Origin of the sequence: Altericroceibacterium xinjiangense (assembly GCF_003958635.1) — a bacterium.
In the GTDB taxonomy this organism is placed as follows: Bacteria; Pseudomonadota; Alphaproteobacteria; order Sphingomonadales; family Sphingomonadaceae; genus Altericroceibacterium_A; species Altericroceibacterium_A xinjiangense.
The window spans coordinates 222366-245082 of record NZ_RSEK01000005.1; the positions used below are offsets into that span (position 1 = coordinate 222366).

The following is a 22717-nucleotide window of genomic DNA, read 5'->3' on the forward strand; positions in this document are numbered from 1 at the left end:
ATGCGTGGCAAGGCGGCTCTTCTCGTCGGGATCGGGTTTGTACAGCTGCTGGGATCCGGGACGCCGGCGCTTGCGCAGGCCACAGGTGTCGACGCGCTGCTCGAACAAGGGCGATACTGGTCCGAACGGGGCCGGCAAGACAGGGCCAGGGAGGCGTACCGACGGGTGCTGGAGCTTGATCCGGGCAACCGGAAAGCGCGCCAGGCGCTGGCGCGGCCGGCGCCCTCGCCTGCTCCACCGGTACAGGCGCAGCCACGAAGAGCCGTCACCGCGAAACCCTCTGCCCCGTTATCGCTCGGCAGTTCGGCGCGAACCGGCGGCGCAACGCCCGCTGCTTCAAGGCCTGCAGCCGCAAAGCCTGCTGCGGCCGATTATCGAGCGGCCGGCTTCCAGTATCTTGATCAGGAGAACCTGGAGGGGGCTGCCCGGCAATTCCAGGCGGCCCTCTCCCGCAGCCCCTCGGACGCTGAAACCCTCGGCGGCCTCGGGATCGTTCGGCTTCGGCAGGAGCGCTTCGGAGAAGCCCGAGACCTGCTTGAGCGCGCGACGACGCTCGGGAACGCTTCCCAGTGGAGCCCAGCCCTGGAGGCCGCCCGGTTCTACGCGGGGATGAAAGAGGCTCTTGGGGCGCTCCGGTCGGGGAATCTGGCGCAGGCCGAGGGGCTGGCGGAGGAACTCGTCGGGTCCAGCTTCGAAGACAGCTCATCGGCCTTCCTCCTGCTTGCGGATGTTTACGAGAAGCAGGGTCGCTTCGCTGATGCTGCCAAAGTCCTGGAACACGCAAGCGGGATGCGATCGCAGGAACGGGATCGTCTGCGAAGCCGAGCGGCACGCAACCGTGCGCTTCAGGCAGCCCAGTTCGGGGACGACAATCGGACCGAGCAGGAGTTCGTCGCCGGGCTCATGCTCGACGAGCGGGACCCCTGGATCCGATACGAATTCGGCCGCTACCTCGCCGATCGAGGGCGCATTGCCGAGGCGGATTCCATGGTCGCGTCTCTCTCGGCAATCGGTAGTGCGGACGCTTTCTACGCAGCCGCACTTCTGAGCCACCAGAGAGGCGATCTCCGCCAATCGCAGGCCTTCATCGATCGCATCCCGGACGATGAGCGAGACGACCTGATTACATCCTTCGCGCAGGGACTGGTGGTGGATCGCGAGATCGAATGGGCAAGGGAGCTGTCCGCGCAGGGAAGGGCGCCTCAAGCCGTGGCTCGTCTGCAAGAGCTAAGGGAGGGGGCAGCCCTGCCGGCTGCAAAGTCGGCCGCTCTTGCGAACGCTCTCCTCGAACTGGGAGATGAGCAAAACGCCGTCGCGGCAGCGCGGTCGGCGCTCAGTTCGGGGTTGGCCGATCTTCAGGCCTACGAACCTGTTGTCCGGGTGCTCGCCAAGGCAGGGATGCAGGCCGAAGCCAGGATGGCCCTTCAGACCGCTCGCGAACAGGCGAGCTCGTCGAAGCAGGACCAGGCGCTCGTGGATCGGCTTTCCGCCGTTCTCGCGGTCACGCAGGCCGGAGCGTTGCGGGAGGGCGGGCAGTATGCAGCCGCATTCGACCTGCTTCAGTCCGCGTGGATGAGCGCTCCCGAAAGCGCTGATATCCTGTTTGAGCTGGCCCAACTTTACCAGGCGGGCTCACTTCCGGCGAAATCCGCGCAAACGTACCAGCTGTTCCTGCAGAAAGAGCCGGACAACAAGGGGGCTTTACTCGGCCTCGCCCGAACGGCAGCGGCAGCAAAGGACCACGATCTTGCCGGCAACGCGTTCGGACGGGCAGTCCGGGCCGCGCCCGAGGACTACGAAGTCTACCTCGCCGGAGCTGACATCGAGAAAGCAAGAGGGCGTGAAGGCCGCGCCTTGCGCTACCTTGAAAAGGCCCGGGAGCTCTACGCGCGCCAGACCGCCTCTGGCGCGGGCGCCTTCTCCGCGAAGAACCCGTTCGCCACAGGACTGGCAGATGCAAACCCCTTCCGCCCAGCGGTTTCCCGGGCGGAAGCCGTGAATCCTTTCGCTTTGGGAGCCGACACGCGATTGCCCCAGAGGGTGAGCGCGAGCGCGGATGCCTTTGCTTCGCCTGCCTCGCGGTCCGGACTCGTGGAATTGGACCCGGTCGGGCGCCGCGCTCCGGGATTGCCTGGTGCGGCTGAGGGTGCCGCCTTTCAAGCTGGCCAGCCTGACTCCACGCTGGTGCGGATCCAACAGGACATCGCGTCGCTGTCAGGACGGCGCGGCCCGCAGGCGGAGATAAGCACCGGCTACCGGCAACGGTCGGGCGAGAATGGGCTCAGCGCCCTGGACGAAGTGTCTGCCAAGGCCGAAATCTCGACTCACGTCGGGGCCGGCAGAATTGGCCTGCGGGCCGAGGCTGTCGTGCTCGATGCAGGGACGCCCGACCGATCGGCCCTTGCGCGCCTGGGCCGCAATGCCACCCGTGAGGCGCAAGCGATCGTTGATGAGGCGCCCGCCGAACTGGCGCCAGCGGGGATCCAGCACGCCTCCGGGGTTGCTCCGTCGATCACGTATCGAAGTGATCTCGTTGACGCTGAAATCGGCAGCACGCCCCTCGGCTTCGACAAGAAGGATGTCACCTTTCGGGTTGAAGCGCATCCTTCGTCACCCGTGGGCCTGAATAGCCGGGCATGGTTCGAAAGGAAGCCCGTCACCGATAGCGTCCTGTCCTATGCCGGCATGCGCGACCCCGAGAGCGGAGCGTATTGGGGACAAGTGATGAAGGTCGGAGGCGGCGTCGCCGTTTCCTATGACGAGGGAGGCACCGGCATCTATGGCGATGCTTCGTTCCATCGCTACTCGGGTGAAAACGTCAATCGCAACTCAGGGTTTGCCTTGAACGCTGGCGCTTACTTCCTGCTGCACGAGCAAGGTCGATCGAGACTGACTGCCGGTGCGAACATCAATTACCAGGATTTTGCGAACAACCAGAACTTCTTCACCTTCGGGCACGGCGGCTATTTCAGCCCGCAGATGTTCCTGGCGGCCGCTTTTCCGATCCGCTACGCCTTCATGGGGGACAAGCTCGAGCTTGAAATCGAAGGCACTCCCGGCTTCCAGAGCTTCGAGCAGGATGCCGCCGCGCTTTATCCGACAGATGCGGCTGCACAAGCCGGGCTGGACTTCCTCAAGCTCTCCAACACAGACGTACGTACCGGCTACGACGCGATCAGCAAGACCGGCCTGGCCTTCTCCGGACGTGCCCGAGCCAGCTACGATGTCGGCCCGCAGACCAGTCTGATCTGGTCCGCCGACGTGAACACCTTCGGGAGGTACGACGAATTGAAATCCTGGATCGGCATCAAGCAGACGTTCGGCAGCGAAGACGGCAGAATGGCGGGCGCCAGCTCGAGCAATCTGCAGTGCGCCAGCTTGAATTGCTGAACCCAATGGCCTGGACTGCACCAATGCGCATCGGCAGACGAAAGTTTGGAACCTTCCTTCTGGCCGGGCTGTCGACTGCCTGTACCATCGGCGCGCCTCGCGCCACTGCGGCGAAAGAGTCGCTGCATTGGCCGCTGTTCAAGACACGTTTTCTGGATTCTTCGGGGCGCATCGTCGACACCGGAAACAACCGGATCAGCCACAGCGAAGGCCAGGGCTACGGGATGGTTCTCGCTGTCAAAGCCGGAGACAGACCAGCTTTCGACAAGATCTGGCGCTGGACGAAGAACAACCTGCGGCAGGGCGGAAACCCGCTTTTCGCCTGGCGCTACGATCCGCGCCTCCCGCAACCGGTCTCCGATCCCAACAACGCAACAGATGGCGACCTTCTGATTGCCTGGGCGTTAGGGGAAGCTGGCCAGGTTTGGGGTGTCCCCTCCCTCCTCACGGAAGCGCGGGTCATCCGGAAAGCGGTTCTGGCTCGACTTACCGTCGATCTTGGCGGTCTGAAGCTGCTCCTGCCGGGGGAGAAGGGCTTCTTGCGGGAGGGGGCAGCTACTTTGAACCCCTCATACTATGTCTGGCCGGCCCTGGAGTCGTTCGCCCGTGTGGCTCCCGGAGAAGGTTGGCAGCAGATCATCATCGATGGCTCCGCGTTTCTGACGCGAGCCCGTTTCGGGCCCGCGGGGCTTCCAACCGACTGGGTGGAGATGCTGGACACCGGGGAAGTTCGCCCCGCGCCCGACCGGGAGCCGCGCTTCGGCTTCGATGCCGTACGCGTGCCACTCTATGCCGCCCTCGCCGGCAGGTCCGGCCTTGCCCGTCCCGTGACAGAATATTGGCGCAGCCGGCTCGCGGCCGGTGCGTTCGTCCCCGCTTGGGTCGATGTCAAAACAGGCGAGGTGGCCGAGTACTCTGCGTCGGAAGGCGTGTTGGCCATCGTATCGCTCGTCACCGGAACTCCTGCGGGCAGTTCCCTTTCGTCGGACTACTACGCGGCAGTTCTCCAGAGCATGGCTGCTCTGAGGTAATGTGCCACTCGCCGTCGTGGACCACGGGTGCCGGCAGAGGACGAAAGTCGGAAGCTTTACCTTAAAAATGCCTATCGCGTGCTGCTGACCCGTGCGCGTCAGGGCATGGTTATCCTTGTGCCAGAAGGACGAGGGGACGATTGGACACGTCCATCCCGGTTCTATGATGGCACGTTCGAGTTCCTGCGCAGCTGCGGCCTGACGTACTTGCCATGATGCGAAGCCAGCAAGGCGTCGGCCGAGCACGCCGGCGCCTTGAGCTCAGTCGATCTGCCGTTCGTAGTTCACGACCGCGCGGACGGTGCGTTGCATCATGTCCATGCGTTGGGGAAGCGGAACACTGGTGCGGCCGATCAGGACGGCCACGGCATAGCTGTTGCCGGAAGGGGCCGTGACGATCCCCACGTCGTTGTACCCGGCCTGCTCGCCTTCCAGGACCTGACCTGTTCCCGTCTTGTGGCCGATCTTCCAGCCACCCGGGACTCCGCCCTTGAGGCGGCGCGGTCCGCTGCGGGTTTCGTGCAGGATATCCAGCATCTTTTCGGTCGACTCGGAGGAGAGCAGCTTGCCCTGCTTCAACCGGGCGAGCGCGTTGACCATCCCGACCGGGGTGGCGCCATCGACCGGATCGGCGATGTAGTCCTCAAACGCCTCGCGGCGCTGGTCCAGCGGCACCTTGTCCCGCGCGTCCCAGAACGCGCTGCCAATGGAATATTCCGGCTTCCATTCCAGCCCGGCGATGCTGCTTTGCATCAGGCGTTCCCCGGGGCCGAAGCGGATGCCCTTGATGTTCTTGTCCGCCAGTGTGTCCTGCACGGCGTGCGGCCCGCCCGTGCGCCACAGCAGGAAATCGTTCGCGGTGTTGTCGCTGCGGGTGATCGCGCGCTCCATCAAGTCATCCAGCGTGGTCTCGTAGCCGCCGTCGCGCAGCACGAGCGTGCGGATCGGCTGGAAGAAAACGGCCAGGTCCTTGCGTTCGACCGTCACCTCTTTCGAAAGGTTGAGCTTGCCCTTGTCCACCTGATCGAGCGCGGTGAGGGAGACCCACAGCTTGCTGACGCTTTGCTGCGGAAACCATTCGCGCCCGTTGTAGGCCGCGGTCCAGCCGCTCTGCACATCGCGCACCGCAATGCCGACCTTGCCGTCAAACTGGCGGCCAAGCTGGTTGATCTGCTGCTGCAGGTTCTTTTCCGCTTCGGTCTGGGGCTTGCGCGGCGGGTCCGGGAGGACCGGTTCGGGCGGAGGCTTCGGCTCCTGCCTTGCGGGACCGCTCCGCGTGGAGGTGTTGGACACGGCCGAGGCGGCCAGCTTCTGCTCGTCCGTTTCCTCCTTGGCACAGCCGGCCAGCATCAGCGGGAGCACGAGGAGCAGGGAAATGGGTCGGGAAATCTGGGCAAAGGGCACTGCGGAAAGGTTTCTCCTATGGGCGATAATCCTGGCGTAACGGGCGATATGTAGACCTAACGCGCAAATCGCCAGAGTGTTCAATCAGATACCAATCTTGATGCCGGCTAGGCAAAAGCAGCGGTTGGAGTAAGCTGCCGCGAGTCTTCCGTTCCGCACGCCCGTTTCTGCGCAAATCGCGAAAGGAGCATTCGATGACTTGTACCGACCGCCGGACCTTCATCGCCGCGCTGGCATCGCTTCCGATCCTTGCCCATTCGGCGCCGCTGTTCGCCGTTTCTCCCGACCTGCCGTATCACACGCGGCCGATCGGCCGGGCGGGCGCACTGCCCCTGGTCGGCATGGGCACGGCTCGCAGTTACCAGGACCCGCAGGCGCCGGAGGACTGGGCTCCGTTGCGCGCCACCATCGCCCGGTTTGCGGAACTGGGCGGCAAGGTGATAGACACGGCGCCGTCCTATGGCCGGGCAGAAGAGGTGATCGGGCAACTGATCGAGGAGCTTGGGGTGCGTGACCGCTTGTTCCTGGCGACCAAGGTCGGCGCGGACAGTCCGGAGGAAGGCCGGGCGCAGATCGCGGATTCCTTCCGCAAGCTGCGCACCGGGTACATCGACCTGATTGCGGTCCACAACTTGCGCGATTCCGCCAACCAGCTGGCGTACTTGCGCGAACTGAAACAGGCGGGCCGGATCGGCGCAATCGGAGTGACGACGTCCTTTGATCCGCAGTATTCGGATTTCGAGGCGCTGATACGGCGTGAGCCGATTGACGCTATCCAGGTCGATTACGCGCTCGACAACCGCAACGCGGGCGAGCGCATCCTGCCGCTGGCGCAGGACTTGGGGCTTGCCCCGATGATCAACCTCCCGTTCGGCCGGGGCCGCTTGTTCGAAGCGACGCGCGGCAAGCCGCTGCCGGCCTGGGCGGCGGAAATCGGCGCGGACAGCTGGGCGCAGGTGTTCCTGAAGTACATCGTTTCCCACCCGTCGCGGCCCATCGCGATCCCGGGCATGGCGCAGACGCGCTATGTCGACGACAACCTGGCCGCCGCGCGCGGTCCGCTCCCCGATGCCGCGATGCGGCAGCGGATGGAGCGGTTCATTGACGCGCTCTGACAGGATGAACGCGGGGGGCAAGCGGCGGACGCGGCCCCTTTCCCGGATCATCGTTGCGGAGCCGGAGGAAATCCCGGCGGTGATCGGCGGGTTCCTGCTGTTTTTCCTGCTGTTCGCCAGTTACTTCATGCTGCGGCCGGTGCGCGAGACGTTCGGCATCGCGGGCGGGGTGGAGAACATCCAGTGGCTGTTCATGGGCACGTTCGTCGCCACGCTTGCAGTGGTGCCGGTGTACGGCTGGATCAGCCGCACGGTTGCGCGCCGGGCGCTGGTGCCGGTGACTTATGGGTTTTCGGGCATGGTGATGGGTGGGTTCGCCGCCGCCTTGTACCTCGATCCGCTGAACGTGTGGGTCGCGCGAGCGTTCTACATCTGGTTGTCGGTGTTCAACCTGTTCGTGATCTCGATTGCCTGGAGCCTGATGGCCGATCTTTTCCGGGCCGATCAGGCGCACCGCTTGTTCGGGCAGATCGCCGCCGGGGCCAGCCTGGGCGGACTGGCCGGACCGTTGCTGAGTGCCGGACTGGTGGGCACGGTGGGCCATGCGGGATTGCTGCTGCTGTCCACCGCGCTGCTGCTCGGTACCCTTGTGTGCGTGCGCTTCCTGCTGCGGTGGAGCGGCGCATCCGCAGCGGTGGACCAGCCCGCGCAGCGCCCTGTCGGCGGCAGCGTGTGGGCCGGGCTGACGCTGATCGCCCGCTCCCCGTATCTGATCGGCATCAGCGGCTTCGTGCTGCTGCTCGCGTCCGTATCGACCTTCCTTTACATGGAGCAGGCGCGGATCGTCGATGCGACGTTTCCCGATCCGGTACGCCAGACGCAAGTCTTCGGCACGATCGACGCGGCGGTGCAGTCCCTCACCATCGGCATCCAGCTGTTCGTCACCGGCCGGATTGCGAAGCGGCTGGGGGTGGGCGTGCTGCTGGGCATCGTCCCCTTGCTGATGATCCTCGGCTTCGGTCTTCTGGCGGTGACGGCGACGTTCCCGGTGCTGGCCGGCGTGGTGATCCTGCGCCGGGTGGGAGAATACGCGCTGGTGCGCCCGGGACGTGAGATGCTGTTCGCCAGCCTCGATCCACAAGCCAAGTACAAGGCCAAGAACGCGATCGACACCGTGGTCTATCGCGGCGGGGACATGCTCAGCGCCTGGTTGAATTCGGCAATTCTGCTCATCGGCACGGCATCGGCCGCCGCGGTCGGGGGCGCGGCACTGGCCGGCATTTGGGCCCTGCTGGGCTTCGCGATCGGCCGAAGGCATGACCGGAACACTGGCGCGCAACATGCGGGAAGGGTCCCGGCGCACTCCGCGTCAGCCGGATGAGGGCAGTCAGGCCTGCTCCCGCCAGATCGCCTGCAGCCGATCGGCCAGCGTGATCGGATCGAACGGTTTTTCGATCACGGCGGCGGCGCCGAGTCCAAGCAGTCTCGCAACATGTTGGGGCATCACGCTTGCGGTCATGAACACTACGGGGGTGTCCCTGCAGCCACGCAGCGTGCGGAGCTCCGCCAGCACTTCGATGCCGTTCATTCCGGGCATCCGGTAGTCGAGGACGATCAGGTCCGGCTCATCCTGTTCGATGTGCGCCAGTGCGTCGGCGCCTGAGGCATAGTGGGTAAAGATCAGCTCCCCGATGCCTTCGATCCCGATCCGCGCGAGTTCCGCGATGTCGGCATCGTCTTCTACCAGGAGGACCCGCTCAAGCTCGCGCATCGTCTGCCCCCGTGGTTTCGGGCGGGAGAGCGAACCAGAAGCAGGTCCCTTTGCCCAGTTCGCTGTCGTATCCGATCTCTCCGTTGTGCTGATCCACAATCGTCCGGGTGATCGCCAGTCCCAGGCCGGTGCCGAACGTGCCGGACCGGTGTTCCGGATCAGCCTGGGCAAACCGGCGGAAGATGTGCTGCCGGAATTCAAGCGGGATGCCGGGGCCGCGGTCGGCCACGGTGACCTTGACGCGGCCGTCCTCGCGCAGGCCGGCGACCGTCACCGTCGATCCGGGCGGGGAAAACTTGCAGGCGTTGGACAGCAGGTTCGTCACCGCCTGGATGAGGCGGCGGGAATCCCCGAGGACCGGCAGGGTCTCCTCCGCGACGAGCTGAATCTTCACCTGGTGCGCGTCGGCGTACGGCTGGTTCTGTTCGCAGGCATCGATCAGTACCTGCCGAAGATCGATGGGTTGCAGGATGAGGACGGCAGTGCCGGAACCCAGCTTTTCGATGTCCAGGATGTCGTTGACAAGGCTGGTCAGCCGTTCCGTATTGCGGGTCGCCATTTCCAGCATCTGGCGGCTCTGCGGCTCAAGAGTGCTGCCGGTCTTGAAGCCGAGGACCGCAAGCGCTCCCCGGATCGCCGTCAGCGGGGTGCGCAGTTCGTGGCTGACGGTAGCGATGAAATCGTCCTTCAGCCGTACGGCCTGACGTCGCTCCGACGTGTCCTCCACGGTCAGGATGGTCCGCCCATCCGGCATTGCGCTGTGCCAGGCGTCCAGCACGCGGCCTCCCGCTCCGCGCAGCTCGTACCGCGCCCCTTCGGGAAGCAGCAGGCAGGCAGCCAGCTTTTCGGGTTCTTCCGTTCCCAGTGCCCCGCTGTTGACCGCGATGGACAAAAGCTCTTCCAAACAGGGCTTCCAGGTCGAAAACCGCTCCGGATCAAGGTTCAGCAAGCTGAACAGCCGCTCGTTCGACAAGACCAGTTCCCCTTCCGGTCCGAACACACCGACCCCCTGCTGGGCCTGGTTGACGGTGGCGTAGAGCAGTTCCGTCTGGGCTTGCAGCTGCCGTTCGCGTTCCTCGCTTATCCGGCTTCCGATGCGCAGCTCGATCAGATCCGACACGGTCTGTGCCAGCAGTTCCAGGCGCCGGCGGTCCTCCGGCGACAGCGTTCGCGGCTTGCTGTCGATCAGGCACAGCGCCCCGATCGGTACGCCATCTTTGACGCGGATCGGGGCCCCGGCATAGAACCGGAGGTGCGGTTCACCGGTTACCGCCACGTTGTTGCAGAAACGGGGATCCTCCCGCGCATCCTCGACGACGAAGATGCCGGATTCTTCCACCGTGAAGTTGCAGAAGGCGATCTTGCGCGGTGTCTCGTCCACATCCAGTCCGGATATGCCCTGCATCATCTGCCGCTCCCGCATCAGCACGGTGATGGATGCGATCGGCACTTCGAACATGTCGCAGGCAAGCTGGGTGACGGTTTCGAATTCCGCCTCTCTTCCCTCGCCGAGCCGGTACCGCTCTATCGCGCGCTGACGCGCTTCCTCGATGCCGTCATTTTCCATGGTCGCCATCCTTCAGCACGAGAGGCAACAGGTAAACGGCCGCTAGGTTCATTCTTGAAGCAATTTTCTGACGTTCATGGGCGGGATCGGAATAAAGTTTCTTATCATAAGACACATGAAGCCGGCTACCCAAACCGAGGATCGGGAAGATCTCCTGCGGCGGCGCATGGAAGAATTGCGCGGGCGTTTCCGAAAACGTCTGTCGCGGGACCGCACGGCCCTGCTCGACGCTTGGCGCAAAGGCAGCACGGACACGGTGCGGGAGGAAGCGCACAAGCTGGCCGGATCGGCCCCCAGCTTCGGGTATCCGAAGATCGGCGCGGCCGCAGCCGAAGTCGAGCGCACGCTGGATGCCGACGCGTCCCCGGGCACGTGCGAGGCTGCCGTGCAGCGGCTTTCCGCGCTGCTGAAGGCCGAAGGAGACCAGCAATGACGGCAGGCCCGCGCTGCGGATCGCAGGCCGGAAGGCAAGCCGGGTTTCGGCCCCGATTCCGCGTTCGGATTGTCGCGATGACGGCGGTGATCGCCGGGGGGCTTGCCAACCCGGCCTTGGCTGCGCCCGACCCTTACGGCGGGGTGTCGGTCGGCGGTGTCTATTCCAGCGATGCCGCGCGCACGGTGGATGAGGAACTGGACGGATCGGCCATCGTCGGGCGGGCATACGCCGGGGTGCAGTTCGACCCCGCGGGGGATACCACGCAGATCGAGGTATCCAGCGGCTATTACGGCTACACCACCCGGGAGGACCGCTGGACCAACCGGCTTGCGGTGGACCAGCTCGTCCGGCTGGGCGACGGAGTCCAGCTGGGCATCGAAGCGGCCGGATCGACCGACATCATCACGCTGGAACGGCGCGGCACCGATCAGGCAAGCCTTGCGGGGCAACTGCAGGTTGAGCGCAGCGACCACCGGGCCGCTCTGGAGACGGGTCTGCGCCGGCGCTGGTACGAAGACGGCGCGAAATCCTGGGCTCCCTATGTCGAAGCCAGCTACCGCTACCGCATCGGCAGCTGGCATAACGTGGTGGCGACCGTCCGCAAGGAATGGACCGAAGCCGATCGCGATACTCTGGATTACGAGCGGCTGATCGCCGGGGCGTACTACACCCGGCCGCTGGCGCGGCGCACGCGGGTGCGGGCGGGGCTGGTTCACCGTCGCTGGACCTGGGACCAGCGCTTCGCGCCGGGTGGCGACACCCGGCGGGAGCGTTTGTGGATTCCCCAGGCGCGCCTGATGCACGGGCTGAGCCGGGACGACTCGATCGATCTCGATTACCGCAGGGTCCTGCGCCGCTCCAACGATGACCGGTTCGATCGCGACGGCAACCGCCTTACGCTGACGTTCCGGCACGCCTTCTAGACGGCAGGAGACGTGGAACGCGCCGCTGGGGGAGAGAAGGGGTGGGGGCCGCTGCGCCATCCTTTCCTGAGCCTTGCCCTGTTTCCTGTCCTGCTTGGGCTGACCGTGGCCGCGATCGGCGAACTGGGCCTGCTGCGTGTTGGCAACGGATTTCTATTCGATCTGGCGGTCGCCCGCGTGTCCCCGGAAAAGCCGCAGGTGCTGGTAGTCCGCGCTGAACCGGAGGACGCGGCTCGCATCACTGAACGGTTGCGCGGCCTCGGGGCCGACGGCGTGATGCTCGTCCTGCCGGATGCCAGCGCTCCCGTGCCGGAAGGCGCGGTGGCCGGAGTACAGCCGGACCAGCACCCGCGAGGCGAAGTCTGGGTCCTGCCGGCGAAGCCGATCGGACGGGTAGCGGCCGAAATCGTCCCGCCCGGGCAGAGGACCACCCGCCGGTTCCTGTTATGGCTGCTGGGAGAAGACGGTCCCATTCCCACCCTGGAAGGGATCGTGACCACCGGGATCTCCTCCCATCCGGAGCGTCTGGCCGGGTTGCCGCCGGGTGAGATCATGCCGGTGCTGGAGGGAGCGCAGGTGCTTGCCGGGCACCTGCCGCCCGGCAGCCTGACCGGCCTCATCGTAGTAGTCGGCCCGCCCGCTTTCCAGGATGCGGAGCGCTACCGGGTATCGACCCTGCCGGGCGCGCCGATGGTCAGCGCGGCGGAATTCCACGCACGGGCGCTGCAGAGCGTCCTGACCGAGCGGACGGTGATCGCGATCCGGGGTCTGCCTTCCGCCGTGCTGCTGGTTCTCTTTGCACTGCTCGCCGGCGCGATCGGAGGGCTGGCGCCCCTTCGGCGGCAAGTGCCGGGCATTGTTCTTGCCGGTGCCCTTGCGGTGGCGGGGGGCATGGCGCTGATCGGCACGGCCGGACTGCTGCTGCCGCTGGTGGAAATCATCCTGATCGCTCTGGTTCTGGCGCTGAGGGCTGCCTTTCGCAAACAAGCGGCCATCCGGCGCAAGCTGCTGCTGCTGGGTGACCGGTCGGCGGCCCAACTTCGTTCTCCCCACCGCATTCCGGACGAGGAGCGGTGGGCGGAATTCTTTTCGGCCGCAGCGCGGCTGACGGGGGTGGAGAACAGCCTGGTCCTGAGCGAGAGCGCAGAGGGCGCCTTCCATCCGCTGGCGGTGTTCGGTGCGCCCCTTCACGAGAGTGGAAGTCCGGAGGGAAGCCTCGCTCGCTCGCGCGATTTCGACCGCGCCGACGCTGTGCCGGGGGCACCCGTAATCGCGTCCGGCATCGGCAGCCGGGGCGATGTGCAGGTCGTCCGGCTCAATTCCCGAGGGGAGGCGGGGCTTTACTGGGTCTTTACCACTCCGCAGGCCTCGGCGGAGCGGGACCACGTCCAGGCCGCCGCCGGACGGCTGGCGCGCCATGCACTTGAGCGGCTTGACCGGGCCCGGCCCCACGCGGACTGGCAGGAGCCGGAGGATCGGCTCGACCGGGCCCTGTCCGGGATCATCACGCGCAATCACGAGGTGGCGCGGGCATTTGCCGGGCTGCAGGCTGCGATCATCCTGTTCGATCCGGCCGGCGTTCCGCTCCAGGCGAACGAGAGTATGGAGCGGTTGCTGCAGAAGGCCGGGCTTTCGCTGTCCCGTACCACTCCGGTCGACTTTGCGGTGGCGGCGGCCGGGCTGGAGATGGAGGACGCCCGCCGCACGCTGGGATACCTGGTCCGGCACGGCGGCCAGGCGCGCCTTGGCACCCGCACGCAAATCGGGGGGCGGCACTACACGGTCCGCGCGGCGCGCATCGAAGGGGATCTCCTGTTCGAGGTGAACGACGTCACCGAACTGGAGCGGTTGACCCGGATCGAGGCAGAACTGGCCGGTGAGATCGACGCGAAGCTGCGCAACGATCTGGAAGCGATCACGCTGGCCACCCGGCTCGCGGCCGATGAACGGTTTGCCCCCGAACGGCGTACCCGGGCCCTGCAGATGATCGCGCAGGCGGCTCAGCGTGCAGGTGGCACGCTCCGGTCGCTGGACCACCTGGTGGAATCCTCCCTGTTCGAGAATGAAACCCGGGCCTACCCGCTCAATCCGCGGTCGGCCCTGGACCGGGCGCTGGCCAGGATCGGGCCGGACGCGGAACGGGCCGGAGCGCACGTGCGCGTGCACCAGCCGGAGCTTGTCTCGCTGGTGCTGGCTGAGCCCGACCAGCTCGATTGCCTGATCGAGGCGATGCTGCAGATCATCGTCAGCGACAGCTCCCGCGGTTCGGAGATCGCTGTCGACCTGATCGAGCGGAAGGAGAGCAGTGAAATCGCGATGCAGGGCGGCTTCGGTCTTCCCGCGGCCCGGTTCGCCGACTCCCTGCACGCGCCGCAGCAGGATCACCGCTCTCCGTTCCGGATCCTTCAGCGGGCAATGCGCCAGCTTCCCGCATGGGGAGCCGAGCTGACCGCGCAAAGCGACGTGGGGCAGGGTTACCGGTTCGTTCTGCGGTTGAGGAAGACATGAGCACGACACGCATACTGCTGGTAGAGGACGATCCCCTCCTGCGAGAGCTGGTCGAGATGGTGCTGGAGGTCGAGGGGTATTCCGTCGCCTGCGCCGACAATGGCGCTGCCGGGCTGGAGCAGGCGGAACGCGATGCGTTCCATCTCGTGATCCTCGACTTGCTGATGCCGGTCATGGACGGCATGCGATTTCTGGAAGAGTTCCGCCGGAGCGCAGAGCGCCGGCCGCCGGTGCTTGTGCTGTCCGCCAGCACCACACCGGACATGACCGATCGCGCCCTGAGGGCCGGGGCTGCGGCCGTTGCCCGCAAGCCGATCGATCAGGAAGAGCTGCTCGGCCTCGTGCGTTCGCTGCTGGAGCGTGAACAAAGCGAAGCAGGCACGGGCAACGCCGGGAAAAGCAACGGCGGGGCATGAACGGGTTCGCCCTTCCGATCCTGCCCGACGGCAGCCTGGCCAGTTCGGTCATCACCACCGTCTGGGTCGGCGTGCTGGTGGTCACGTTCTTTAACCTGCGGTTCGGCTGGGTTCTTTCGGGCCTGGTCGTGCCGGGATACCTCGTCCCGCTGCTGATTTCCAAGCCCGTATCGGGCGTCGTGGTGATCATCGAGGGCGCGATCACTTACGGCCTGTTCTGGCTGCTGTCGGAACGGTTTTCCGGGCCGACGCGCTGGAGCAGCTTTTTCGGCCGCGACCGGTTCATGGGCCTGATCCTGGTGAGCGTCGCGGTGCGGCTGCTGCTGGACGGATGGCTGCTGCCGCTTGCCGCCAAGGCGATCGACAGCCGTTACGGCCTCGATTTCGACTGGGGGAACAACCTCCACAGCTTCGGCCTCATCGTGGTGGCCTTGCTGGCCAATCAGCTGTGGAAGCCCGGCTTCGCAAGGGGAATGACGCAGGCGCTGGTAACGATCGGGGCGACGTTCCTGATCGTCCGCTTCGGGCTGATGGAATTCACCAACTTCCGGATCGGGTCGGTCGCCTATCTGTACGAGAATTTCGCCAGCTCGATCCTTGCCAGCCCCAAGGCCTACATCATCCTGATCACCACGGCCCTGATCGCCTCGCGGTTGAACCTGCGGTACGGATGGGACTTCAGCGGCATCCTGATCCCCGCTCTGCTGGCGCTCCAATGGTATCAGCCGTGGAAGATCCTGACGTCGGTGGCAGAGGCGCTGATCATCTTCGGGCTGGGAAGCGCGCTGCTGTCCAGCCGTATGTTCGCGGGCAGCACGGTCGAGGGTGCGCGCAAGATCCTGCTCTTCTTCAACATCAGCTTCGCCTACCGGCTGGTCCTGGGACACGCGCTCGGCTGGGCGGGTGTCGAGGACCGGATCAACGACTACTACGGTTTCGGTTACCTGCTGCCGACGCTGATCGCGCTGAAGGCGCACGACAAGGGAATCCTGACGCGGGTCATGCGCCTGACGGTGCAGACCAGCTTTCTCGGGGCGGTGCTTGGCAGCGCCATCGGATTCGCGCTGGCACTGGCTCTTCCCCGGACAGACGTCGCGATCGCGCAGCCGGGCGGCTCCGGCTCCGTTGCCGTTCCGGGCCGGATCGCGGCGGCGGCTATCGGCGCCGCCCGGCGGGAACGGGGCGACGCGGGCCGGATACCGCTTTCCGCAATCGACGACTTTCGCAGCGGCATCGCACTGGTCGACGCGGGCCGTGCGGCCGAAGCCGATCCCCTGCTGGGCGAGGCGGGGTACCGGGTCGGACCGGTGGCCGGGGGGCGGCTGGCGGTGACCCCGCTTGCAGGGAGGGGGGCCGCGTTCCTGTTCGATCCTTCGGCACCGGGTTCCCTCTGCCTTCAGCTGCGCGATCCGGTGAGCCTGCCGGGGCTCGGCACGGCCGCGGTTCGCCTGGCCGATCTTCAGCAGGCACGTTGGCTGGCAATCGGGGGAGATCTGGCATCCGGCCGCAACGTGGCGCGAGCGCCCGCCAGGCTGTTCGGGCAAGCCGTGCCGGACTGCCTGCAGATCGCGGGGGCGCAAGGGAGCGGCGCGGCGCTGGAACTGGTAGGCGACATGGGCACGCGGCTGGACCTGGCGCGGCTGCAATCGGCCTTTCCGCGCTTTCGGCTCCGCTTCGCGGCGCCTTCGGCGGCGGCATCATCCCGGCTCCTGCTGACACACGACGCGGTTCGCCACCTGCTCGTGCGGGCTCCCGCCGGGAACCGGGTTGCGGAATCGCGCCCGCTGACCGCAGATGAGCTCGCCTTCTTCGACTTCGAGGTGCTGGGCCCGCTGCTGCGGACAGGTGCCGGTGCCGTTCCGGCCGTCAACCCGGCCGCCGCGGCGCTTGGCTTTGCCGTCACGGCGCAAGCGGAAGGAGAAGCAAGGCAGCGTGTGGCGATCGATCGGCGCGGCAAGGCGGAGGAACGCTATCTCCTGCGTCCCGGCGCGTCCGGCCCGGTCCTGCAAGTGCCCGCCGACCCGGAATTGATGGAGCGCGCCCTCACCCTGCTGCGCCAGCTGGATGCGCGGGCATTGATCGTGGTTTCGAACGAAGACCGGCTGGACGAGCGCAGCAATCGGGTACCGGATCTCGTCACGCAGGCCTTGCTCCGGCAACCGGCCGGGGAACGATTCATCCTGCAGGTCCGCGCCCGGCCCACTCGTGAAGGCGGGGGCGCTGCGGAAGGTGCCGACGCCACCGGACTGGTGCTGGCCGCTGACCGGATGGAGCCTGTGGGCGGGTTCGGACAGCGACTGGCGCAGAGGCTGCGCCGTCTTGGCCTGGATGTCCGGCTGCTGGACTGGGGTGCGGCCACGGCCGGGCTGGAGATCGGGCCGGCGCCGCAGCTGCGTTACGCCCGGCAAGCGCTGGACGCGCGAGTGGCGATCCTCTGGGTCCCGGTTTCGTCGGGAGACGGCGCATGAGATTGCTGGGCCGCCTGCTGCTGGCGCTGTTCGTCTGCAGCGTCGTGGCAGCGCTGGCGCTGGGCTTTTGGGCGCGCCTGCCGGACTGGCTGTCCGTCACGCCGGACAGGGGCGAACGCTTCAAGGACGTGGTCCCCAGCCTGGTTTATCCCCTGCGAGCCGAACCGACGGAGTTCGTCTTCAGCCGCCCGCAGGAACACGTCCGGCTGCTGACGAACGCCGATGCGGTGCCGGTGGGGCCTGAGCCGACCTACGCCTACCATGTCGAAGCCCGGGACGAACAGGGGCGCACGGTAGTGGACCGTAACATATACCTGCGTTCTGTCCGGCTTTACGTTCGCGGGCCTGATGGGCGCGAGTCCGAGGGGCGGCTGCTTCCCCATGCGTTCACCGGCGATGAAAGTGGATTGGTACCTTCAGGAGGGGATGCGATGTTGATTGATTTTGAGCGGCCGGTGTCTTCCATCCGCTTGGCGCAAGTTGCGCTGGGACCGGGCGTAGGCCGGATACTCGCCCGGGTGCAGGAGTACCGGCCCGTATCGGCGCGTCAGCTGGAGGTCGGCTGGGACCGGATGAGCGCCGACGAACGGGAGAGCCTCACCGCGGGAAACCCGCTCGGCCCCGATCGCGTGGGCGTGGCGGAACAGGAGAGAATCCTCAGGCGCGAGTGGCATCCGGTCGGGCCATCCGGCGTTCGCGGGCGCGATTACCGGCTCAGTGCGCTGTATGAACGCCCCGGCCGCAGACGGCAGCTTCTGGACCGGAAAGATTAGAGCCATGCCGCTTCGCGCGCTTTCCCTTCTCGCCACAGGAGCCTTGGCCATGAGCGCTGCCCTGTTTCCCGACGCACTCGAGCGGAGCAGCGCAATCGAGATCGATCAAGGCGATTACGACCTTGCGAAAACCCGCTTTCGCGGCCTCCTGGCTGGCGACACGGTGCCGCCGACAGGGTTTGCTTTCGCGTCCATTACCCCGTCGGCCCCACCCTCGTTCCCGCAAGTGTTCTCGCGAGCGTTCGTCGCGCCGTTCAGCCAGTCGTTCAGCGGCACCGTCCTGGAGCCGACCGTGGATGGCTGCCGCGGCGGCGGCATCTACGCCGTTCGGCCCCCCGCAGAAGATCCGCTCCCCTTGTTCATCGGCGCGCCGCACCGGGGGGCGGACCGCCTGACCGGCACGATCACCTACCGCTTGTTCCTGGAAAGAAACCCGGCGGCGGCGGCGTGGAACAGCATCCCGCGCCGGGCCGACGGCGAATGCGGCCAGGGCGGAAGCGATATCGCCCATATCCGGCGGCATTTCTTTACCGCCTTTTCGAGCGCTTTCGCCGAAGCCTATCCCGCAGGACGCGTGGTCCAGATCCACGGTTTCGACGTGAACCGCCGCACGACGGCCCCCGCGCGCGCTTCGGCCGTTATCCTCAGCGGCGGGACCGACCGCGTCACCCCGGCAGTGCAGGCGGTCGGGGATTGCCTGAAGGTGGAACTGCCGAACCATCCGGTTCTGCTGTTCCCGGTCGACACGCAGGAACTGGGGGCGCGGACCAACACCCAGGGACAGGCGCTGCGTTCCGCCGGTTTCGGCGGGTTCGTCCATGTGGAACTGTCGCTCGCATTTCGGCAGGAACTGGCCGGAGATGCCAGCCTCCGGGCGCAGCTCGGCCAATGCCTTGAGGCCGGCTTGTGAGGGAAGCCGAAGCGGGAATCCGCCGGATCGAACAGGACCTCGAAGCCCGCTTCATCCGCGATCTTGGCGCTGCGCCCGATGCGGCGGCGATCGCCGCCTGGGTCCGTGCCCGCTTTGCGCACATCGCGGAGCTGGCCGAAGGCGAGGCGGAGTTCCAGACCCGGTACCAGGCCGCTTACGATGCGCGGGAGCGGCGAGCCGCCATCCTGGAACTTGCCCGCCGGATCGGCGCTTCCGGCAAGCAGCTGCAGGGCGATATTCAGGCGCTCAATCGGTATTTCGACCGCGAAGCGGTGATCCAGCGCGTTCGCTGGCGGGTCGGCGAAGAGGAGCGGGCGATCGTCTTCGCGCTGCGCGCGCTCGGAGCTGCGGCGGCCGGCCAGCTGGCGCGCAAGGACGTGGAACAGGCCATCGGGCAGGCGTGGGCCTATAAGCGCGATCCGCGCGTCCGGGAGGCGGGGTTCGCTTGCTTGCGGGCCGCGCTGGAGGGAGATGCCGCCCGCTGCCCGGAAGCCATGCTGTGGCAGGCGCAGCGCGCCGCGCTGCAACCGGCGGAAACGACCTGGGCCCAGTGCGAAGCCCTTTCGGCTCTCGCGCTGGCTTCTCCCGAATCCGCGATGGAAGCGATCCGGCGCCGGCTGGCCCATCCGGCGGGCGGGGACGACGTGTTCCTCCGCCGCCACGCGGTCCGATTGGTGGCGCGATCCCCGCAGCTTGCAGCCGCCCGCGACGATCTGCTGGCGCTTGCCCTGAAAGATTCAAGCGCGGCTGTCCGGCAGTGCGTGGCCGAGCAGCTCGCCCGGATCGGACCCGCAGCGGCTAGGCTCGCCGCTGCGCTGACCAGCGACGAAGACCCGAAAGTTCGGGCAATGGCGCTGCTGCAGGTCCCGGGCTTGTGCGAAGGAATCGGTGAACAGGCTGCGACGGGCTTGTTGCGGGACGCGATCGAGCGGGACGAAAGCCCGCTGGCGGTGCGCAGCGCCCTGCACGCCGCGTGTGAATGGGCCTGGGCCGACACCGCACGCGCCGGTGCCCTGCGCGACACGCTCCAGCCGGCGATCGCGTCCGCCCATGTCGGGCACGAGGATCTGAAGGTGCGCCGCTGGGCTGCCGCGGCGGCGGAGCAGTTATGGTGTGCCGCCGATCCGTCCGCCCGCGATATCGCCGCACGTATTCAGGCCGCAGTCGGGATCTTGCCGGAAGGACGGGCGGCTGCCGTTCCCGGGCTGAAAGACGACATCGCGCGCGATCCGGAGCACGTCGGCCGCATTCTGTCCGTGCTGGCCCAGCGCGACTTCGGGTTCGAGCTGCTGCCAAGCGGCAAAGTGCGGCGCGGGGAGCGTTTCGTGTTCCGCAGCTGGCGCGTTCTGCACGAATGGCGCAATCCCGGCTCCGAGAAGCGGCAGGGTTTTTCCCACGGGATTGGCCGGGTGTGGTGCGGCCGCACGATCGCGCCGAGCGCGATTATGGCTGAGCTGGCGCCCACCAGAGTCCCGGGGGAGCCGCTGTTCCAGCCGGCGGACGGCAACTGGCGGCCTTGGCTGCCGCTGCCGGACATGGTCCTGTCGGCAATCGACACCGGCGGCGTGGTTTCCGTCTATTCGGCCGAAGGCGTAACGGATATCCGCACGCCCGGCCGCTTTACCGACCGGCTGCGCGCGCGGCTTCGCCTGAGCTGGCGCTTTGCCGACTACGCGGCCCTGCGCAATTGGGCCGGAGGCAGCGGAACCCCGCCCGATGCCTATGCACGGGCGCTGGCGAAGCTGGGTGTGAAACTGTCGATCCGGCCCCATTCCGGGCGAAAACTGGACCCGCACGCGGCGCAGTTCTTTTCCGTCGCTCCGGCGCCGCTGCTGGCCATCCCTGCGTTTTGGGAACGGGCGCAGACCTATTTCAGCTCCGTCTATGCCAACACGCTGGGGCAGCTGGTGCTGTTCCTGCTGGCGATCGGCGCGTACTTCCTGGTCAGCCACTTCGTGCGCGGCCGGTCCTTGCGCAAGGCGCGCGAAGGAATCGCGCTGGTGGTCGGCGGCTGGGGCACGCGCGGCAAATCAGGGACGGAGCGGCTGAAGGCGGCGGTGTTCAGCGCGCTCGGCCATCCGTTCGTGTCCAAGACGACGGGCAACGAGGCGATGTTCCTGTTCGCGCTCCCGTTCGGCGAAGTGCGGGAGCTGTTCCTGTTTCGCCCTTACGACAAGGCGACGATCTGGGAGCAGATGAACCTGGTGCTGCTGTCCAGCAAGCTGCGCGCCCGGGTCTTCCTGTGGGAATGCATGGGGCTGACGCCGTCCTACGTGAAAGTGCTGCAGCGCGACTGGATGCGGGACGATATCTCCACCATCACCAACACCTATCCCGATCACGAGGACGTGCAGGGCCCCGCCGGGCGCAACATTCCCGAGGTGATGACCAACTTCATCCCGCCGGGCGGCGCGCTGATCACCAGCGAGGAGCAGATGCGGCCGATCTTGCGCGATGCGGCCCATGGGCTGAAGACCGCATTCGATTCGGTTGGCTGGCTGGAAGCGGAGCTGATCCCGGATGAACTGCTGGCTCGCTTTCCCTATGAGGAACACCCGTCCAACATCGCACTGGTCACCGCAATGGCGACGCGGCTGGGGCTGGAGCCGGACTTCGCCATCAAGGAGATGGCCGACCGGGTGGTGCAGGACATCGGCGCACTGAAGGTCTATCCCGAGGCGCACGTCCGCTCCCGCCGGCTGGAGTTCGTTCTCGGCAATTCCGCGAATGAGCGGTTCGGCGCGCTGGGCAACTGGGTCCGCGTCGGGTTCGACCGGCACGATCCCGTTGCGGAGCCGGACGTGTGGATCACCACCGTGATCAACAACCGGGCAGACCGGGTCCCGCGGTCCCGCGTGTTCGCCTCGATCATCGTCAAGGATATCTCCGCCGACCGCCACGTGCTGATCGGATCGAACCTGGCAGGGTTGCAGGGCTTCATCGCCGAAGCGTGGGAGGAATTCGCCCCGGGCATCAGCTTGTGGCCAGGCAACCGGGAAGCCGATCCGGCGCAGGAACTGGAGGGTTGGGCGCGGCGGCTGCGGGTGGTTCACCGGCCCGACCAGCTGCAGGCGGTGCTGTTCGCCATGCTTCGCGCCCAGCCGGGCGGGCAGGAATGGCTCGACCGTGCGCAGTCGGCAGACGCGGCGGCCGTGCCGGACCTCCTGCGGCAAAGCGGTTTGCCCGAAGCCGAAGGCATTGCGGACCATTACCGGGGATGTCTGCTCCAGTTGCAGGAGTATCAGGCACTGGAGGCTGCGCTGCGTTCCGGCAGGGATCCGGCCGCGATCGATGCGCAACTGCGTGAGCGGGCGCGCGAATGGTTTCAGCGCAAGATCGTGGTGGTTGAGAACTACCACGCCACCGGGGAGCAGATTGTCCGACAGCTGGCCAGCCTGACCCCGCCAGGTTTTCGGAACCGGATCATGGGGATGCAGAACATCAAGGGGACGGGTCTGGATTTCGTCTACCGCTGGCATGCATGGGAAACGGTTCACCGCGCCTGCGCCCAGGCGCTGAGCGACAATCCTGCGTTGGTCCACCGGGGGCTCGATGGGCTGGCGGGCTTTCGCGAGTACGGCGTGCTGTCAGCGGAGCTGGTCGGGGCAACAATTCGGGAACTGCGTGCCCGCCAGGGCAACGAAGGGGAAATCGCGCAGGCGCAGCTGCGGCTGATCGAGAGGCGGCTGGAAGAACAGCTGCGGGTGCAGAGCGGCCCGGATGCGGAAAGCGGCGGGACGCCAGCCGGCCGGGCGGGTACCCGGCGGGCGATCGTCTGGCTGGAAGCATTCCTGGATGGGAGCGATGCCGTCCGGCGGCGCAAGAAGGCCGATTTCATCTACCGCGAGCTGGCTGACGAGCGGATCAGTTCCCAGCGCGCCGCAAGCGAGCTGAAAGCCCTCAACACCCGCCAGAAAGGCGGCTGGCTGGCCAAGGACATCGCCGCGCGCCGCAGGGCCTGATCGCGGCGCTCCGGCTGCTGCCCCGGATGTGCCAGCCGCCGCGGAACATCAGCAAATGTGAGGAATTGGGTCATCATCCGAC

The 22717-nt window shown here is 66.6% G+C and carries 16 protein-coding genes; 13 read left to right on the top strand and 3 right to left on the bottom strand.

All coding sequences use genetic code 11. The features are described from left to right. Genes ELY13_RS08215 through ELY13_RS08225 form a run of 3 tightly spaced genes read left to right on the top strand, consistent with a single transcriptional unit; the run spans position 1 to position 4637 of the window. A complete protein-coding gene (locus tag ELY13_RS08215; protein WP_126173406.1) occupies positions 1-3390 on the top strand; it encodes a cellulose synthase subunit BcsC-related outer membrane protein in 3390 nt (1129 codons plus the stop codon). Positions 3391-3413: 23 nt separating this feature from the next. After that, positions 3414-4421, top strand: coding sequence for a family 8 glycosyl hydrolase (locus ELY13_RS08220; protein ID WP_126173407.1), 1008 nt, complete (start codon positions 3414-3416; stop codon positions 4419-4421). Positions 4422-4448: 27 nt separating this feature from the next. Beyond that, a complete protein-coding gene (locus tag ELY13_RS08225; RefSeq protein WP_126173408.1) occupies positions 4449-4637 on the top strand; it encodes a DNA/RNA helicase domain-containing protein in 189 nt (62 codons plus the stop codon). 45 nt (positions 4638-4682) lie between these two features. Here ELY13_RS08225 and bla read toward each other — a convergent pair whose 3' ends face one another. Then, positions 4683-5783: a class A beta-lactamase gene (gene bla, locus ELY13_RS08230; RefSeq protein ID WP_241233600.1), complete on the bottom strand. Its 1101-nt coding sequence runs from the start codon at positions 5781-5783 to the stop codon at positions 4683-4685. 236 nt (positions 5784-6019) lie between these two features. Here bla and ELY13_RS08235 point away from each other — a divergent pair, with 236 nt between their 5' ends. Further along, complete coding sequence (locus tag ELY13_RS08235; protein WP_126173409.1) at positions 6020-6940, top strand: aldo/keto reductase; 921 nt, start codon at positions 6020-6022, stop codon at positions 6938-6940. Next, on the top strand, positions 6927-8261 hold the full coding sequence (locus ELY13_RS08240) for an NTP/NDP exchange transporter (protein WP_206436011.1): 1335 nt from the start codon (positions 6927-6929) through the stop codon (positions 8259-8261). The genes ELY13_RS08235 and ELY13_RS08240 overlap by 14 nt, the downstream gene beginning before the upstream one ends. Before the next feature lie 6 nt (positions 8262-8267). On the opposite strand, the gene ELY13_RS08245 is transcribed toward ELY13_RS08240, so the two are convergent. After that, positions 8268-8651, bottom strand: coding sequence for a response regulator (locus ELY13_RS08245; protein WP_126173410.1), 384 nt, complete (start codon positions 8649-8651; stop codon positions 8268-8270). Beyond that, complete coding sequence (locus tag ELY13_RS08250; protein WP_164549744.1) at positions 8638-10218, bottom strand: GAF domain-containing sensor histidine kinase; 1581 nt, start codon at positions 10216-10218, stop codon at positions 8638-8640. The genes ELY13_RS08245 and ELY13_RS08250 overlap by 14 nt, the downstream gene beginning before the upstream one ends. 115 nt (positions 10219-10333) lie before the next feature. Here ELY13_RS08250 and ELY13_RS08255 point away from each other — a divergent pair, with 115 nt between their 5' ends. Genes ELY13_RS08255 through ELY13_RS08290 form a run of 8 tightly spaced genes read left to right on the top strand, consistent with a single transcriptional unit; the run spans position 10334 to position 22635 of the window. Beyond that, complete coding sequence (locus ELY13_RS08255; RefSeq protein ID WP_164549745.1) at positions 10334-10651, top strand: Hpt domain-containing protein; 318 nt, start codon at positions 10334-10336, stop codon at positions 10649-10651. Further along, positions 10648-11577 carry a hypothetical protein gene (locus ELY13_RS08260; RefSeq protein WP_126173413.1) on the top strand — a complete coding sequence of 310 codons (930 nt, stop codon included), beginning with the start codon at positions 10648-10650 and terminating at the stop codon, positions 11575-11577. Before ELY13_RS08255 ends, ELY13_RS08260 begins: the two co-directional genes overlap by 4 nt. Before the next feature lie 12 nt (positions 11578-11589). After that, positions 11590-14085 (top strand): HAMP domain-containing histidine kinase, encoded by a 2496-nt coding sequence (locus tag ELY13_RS08265; RefSeq protein WP_126173414.1) that lies wholly within the window; start codon positions 11590-11592, stop codon positions 14083-14085. Continuing rightward, a complete protein-coding gene (locus ELY13_RS08270; RefSeq protein WP_164549746.1) occupies positions 14082-14501 on the top strand; it encodes a response regulator in 420 nt (139 codons plus the stop codon). Before ELY13_RS08265 ends, ELY13_RS08270 begins: the two co-directional genes overlap by 4 nt. Continuing rightward, positions 14498-16969: a poly-gamma-glutamate biosynthesis protein PgsC/CapC gene (locus ELY13_RS08275; RefSeq protein WP_126173416.1), complete on the top strand. Its 2472-nt coding sequence runs from the start codon at positions 14498-14500 to the stop codon at positions 16967-16969. The genes ELY13_RS08270 and ELY13_RS08275 overlap by 4 nt, the downstream gene beginning before the upstream one ends. Continuing rightward, a complete protein-coding gene (locus ELY13_RS08280; RefSeq protein ID WP_126173417.1) occupies positions 16966-17742 on the top strand; it encodes a hypothetical protein in 777 nt (258 codons plus the stop codon). The genes ELY13_RS08275 and ELY13_RS08280 overlap by 4 nt, the downstream gene beginning before the upstream one ends. Before the next feature lie 49 nt (positions 17743-17791). Beyond that, positions 17792-18652 (top strand): hypothetical protein, encoded by an 861-nt coding sequence (locus tag ELY13_RS08285; RefSeq protein WP_126173418.1) that lies wholly within the window; start codon positions 17792-17794, stop codon positions 18650-18652. Next, complete coding sequence (locus ELY13_RS08290; protein WP_126173419.1) at positions 18649-22635, top strand: hypothetical protein; 3987 nt, start codon at positions 18649-18651, stop codon at positions 22633-22635. The genes ELY13_RS08285 and ELY13_RS08290 overlap by 4 nt, the downstream gene beginning before the upstream one ends. Positions 22636-22717 lie beyond the last annotated feature (82 nt).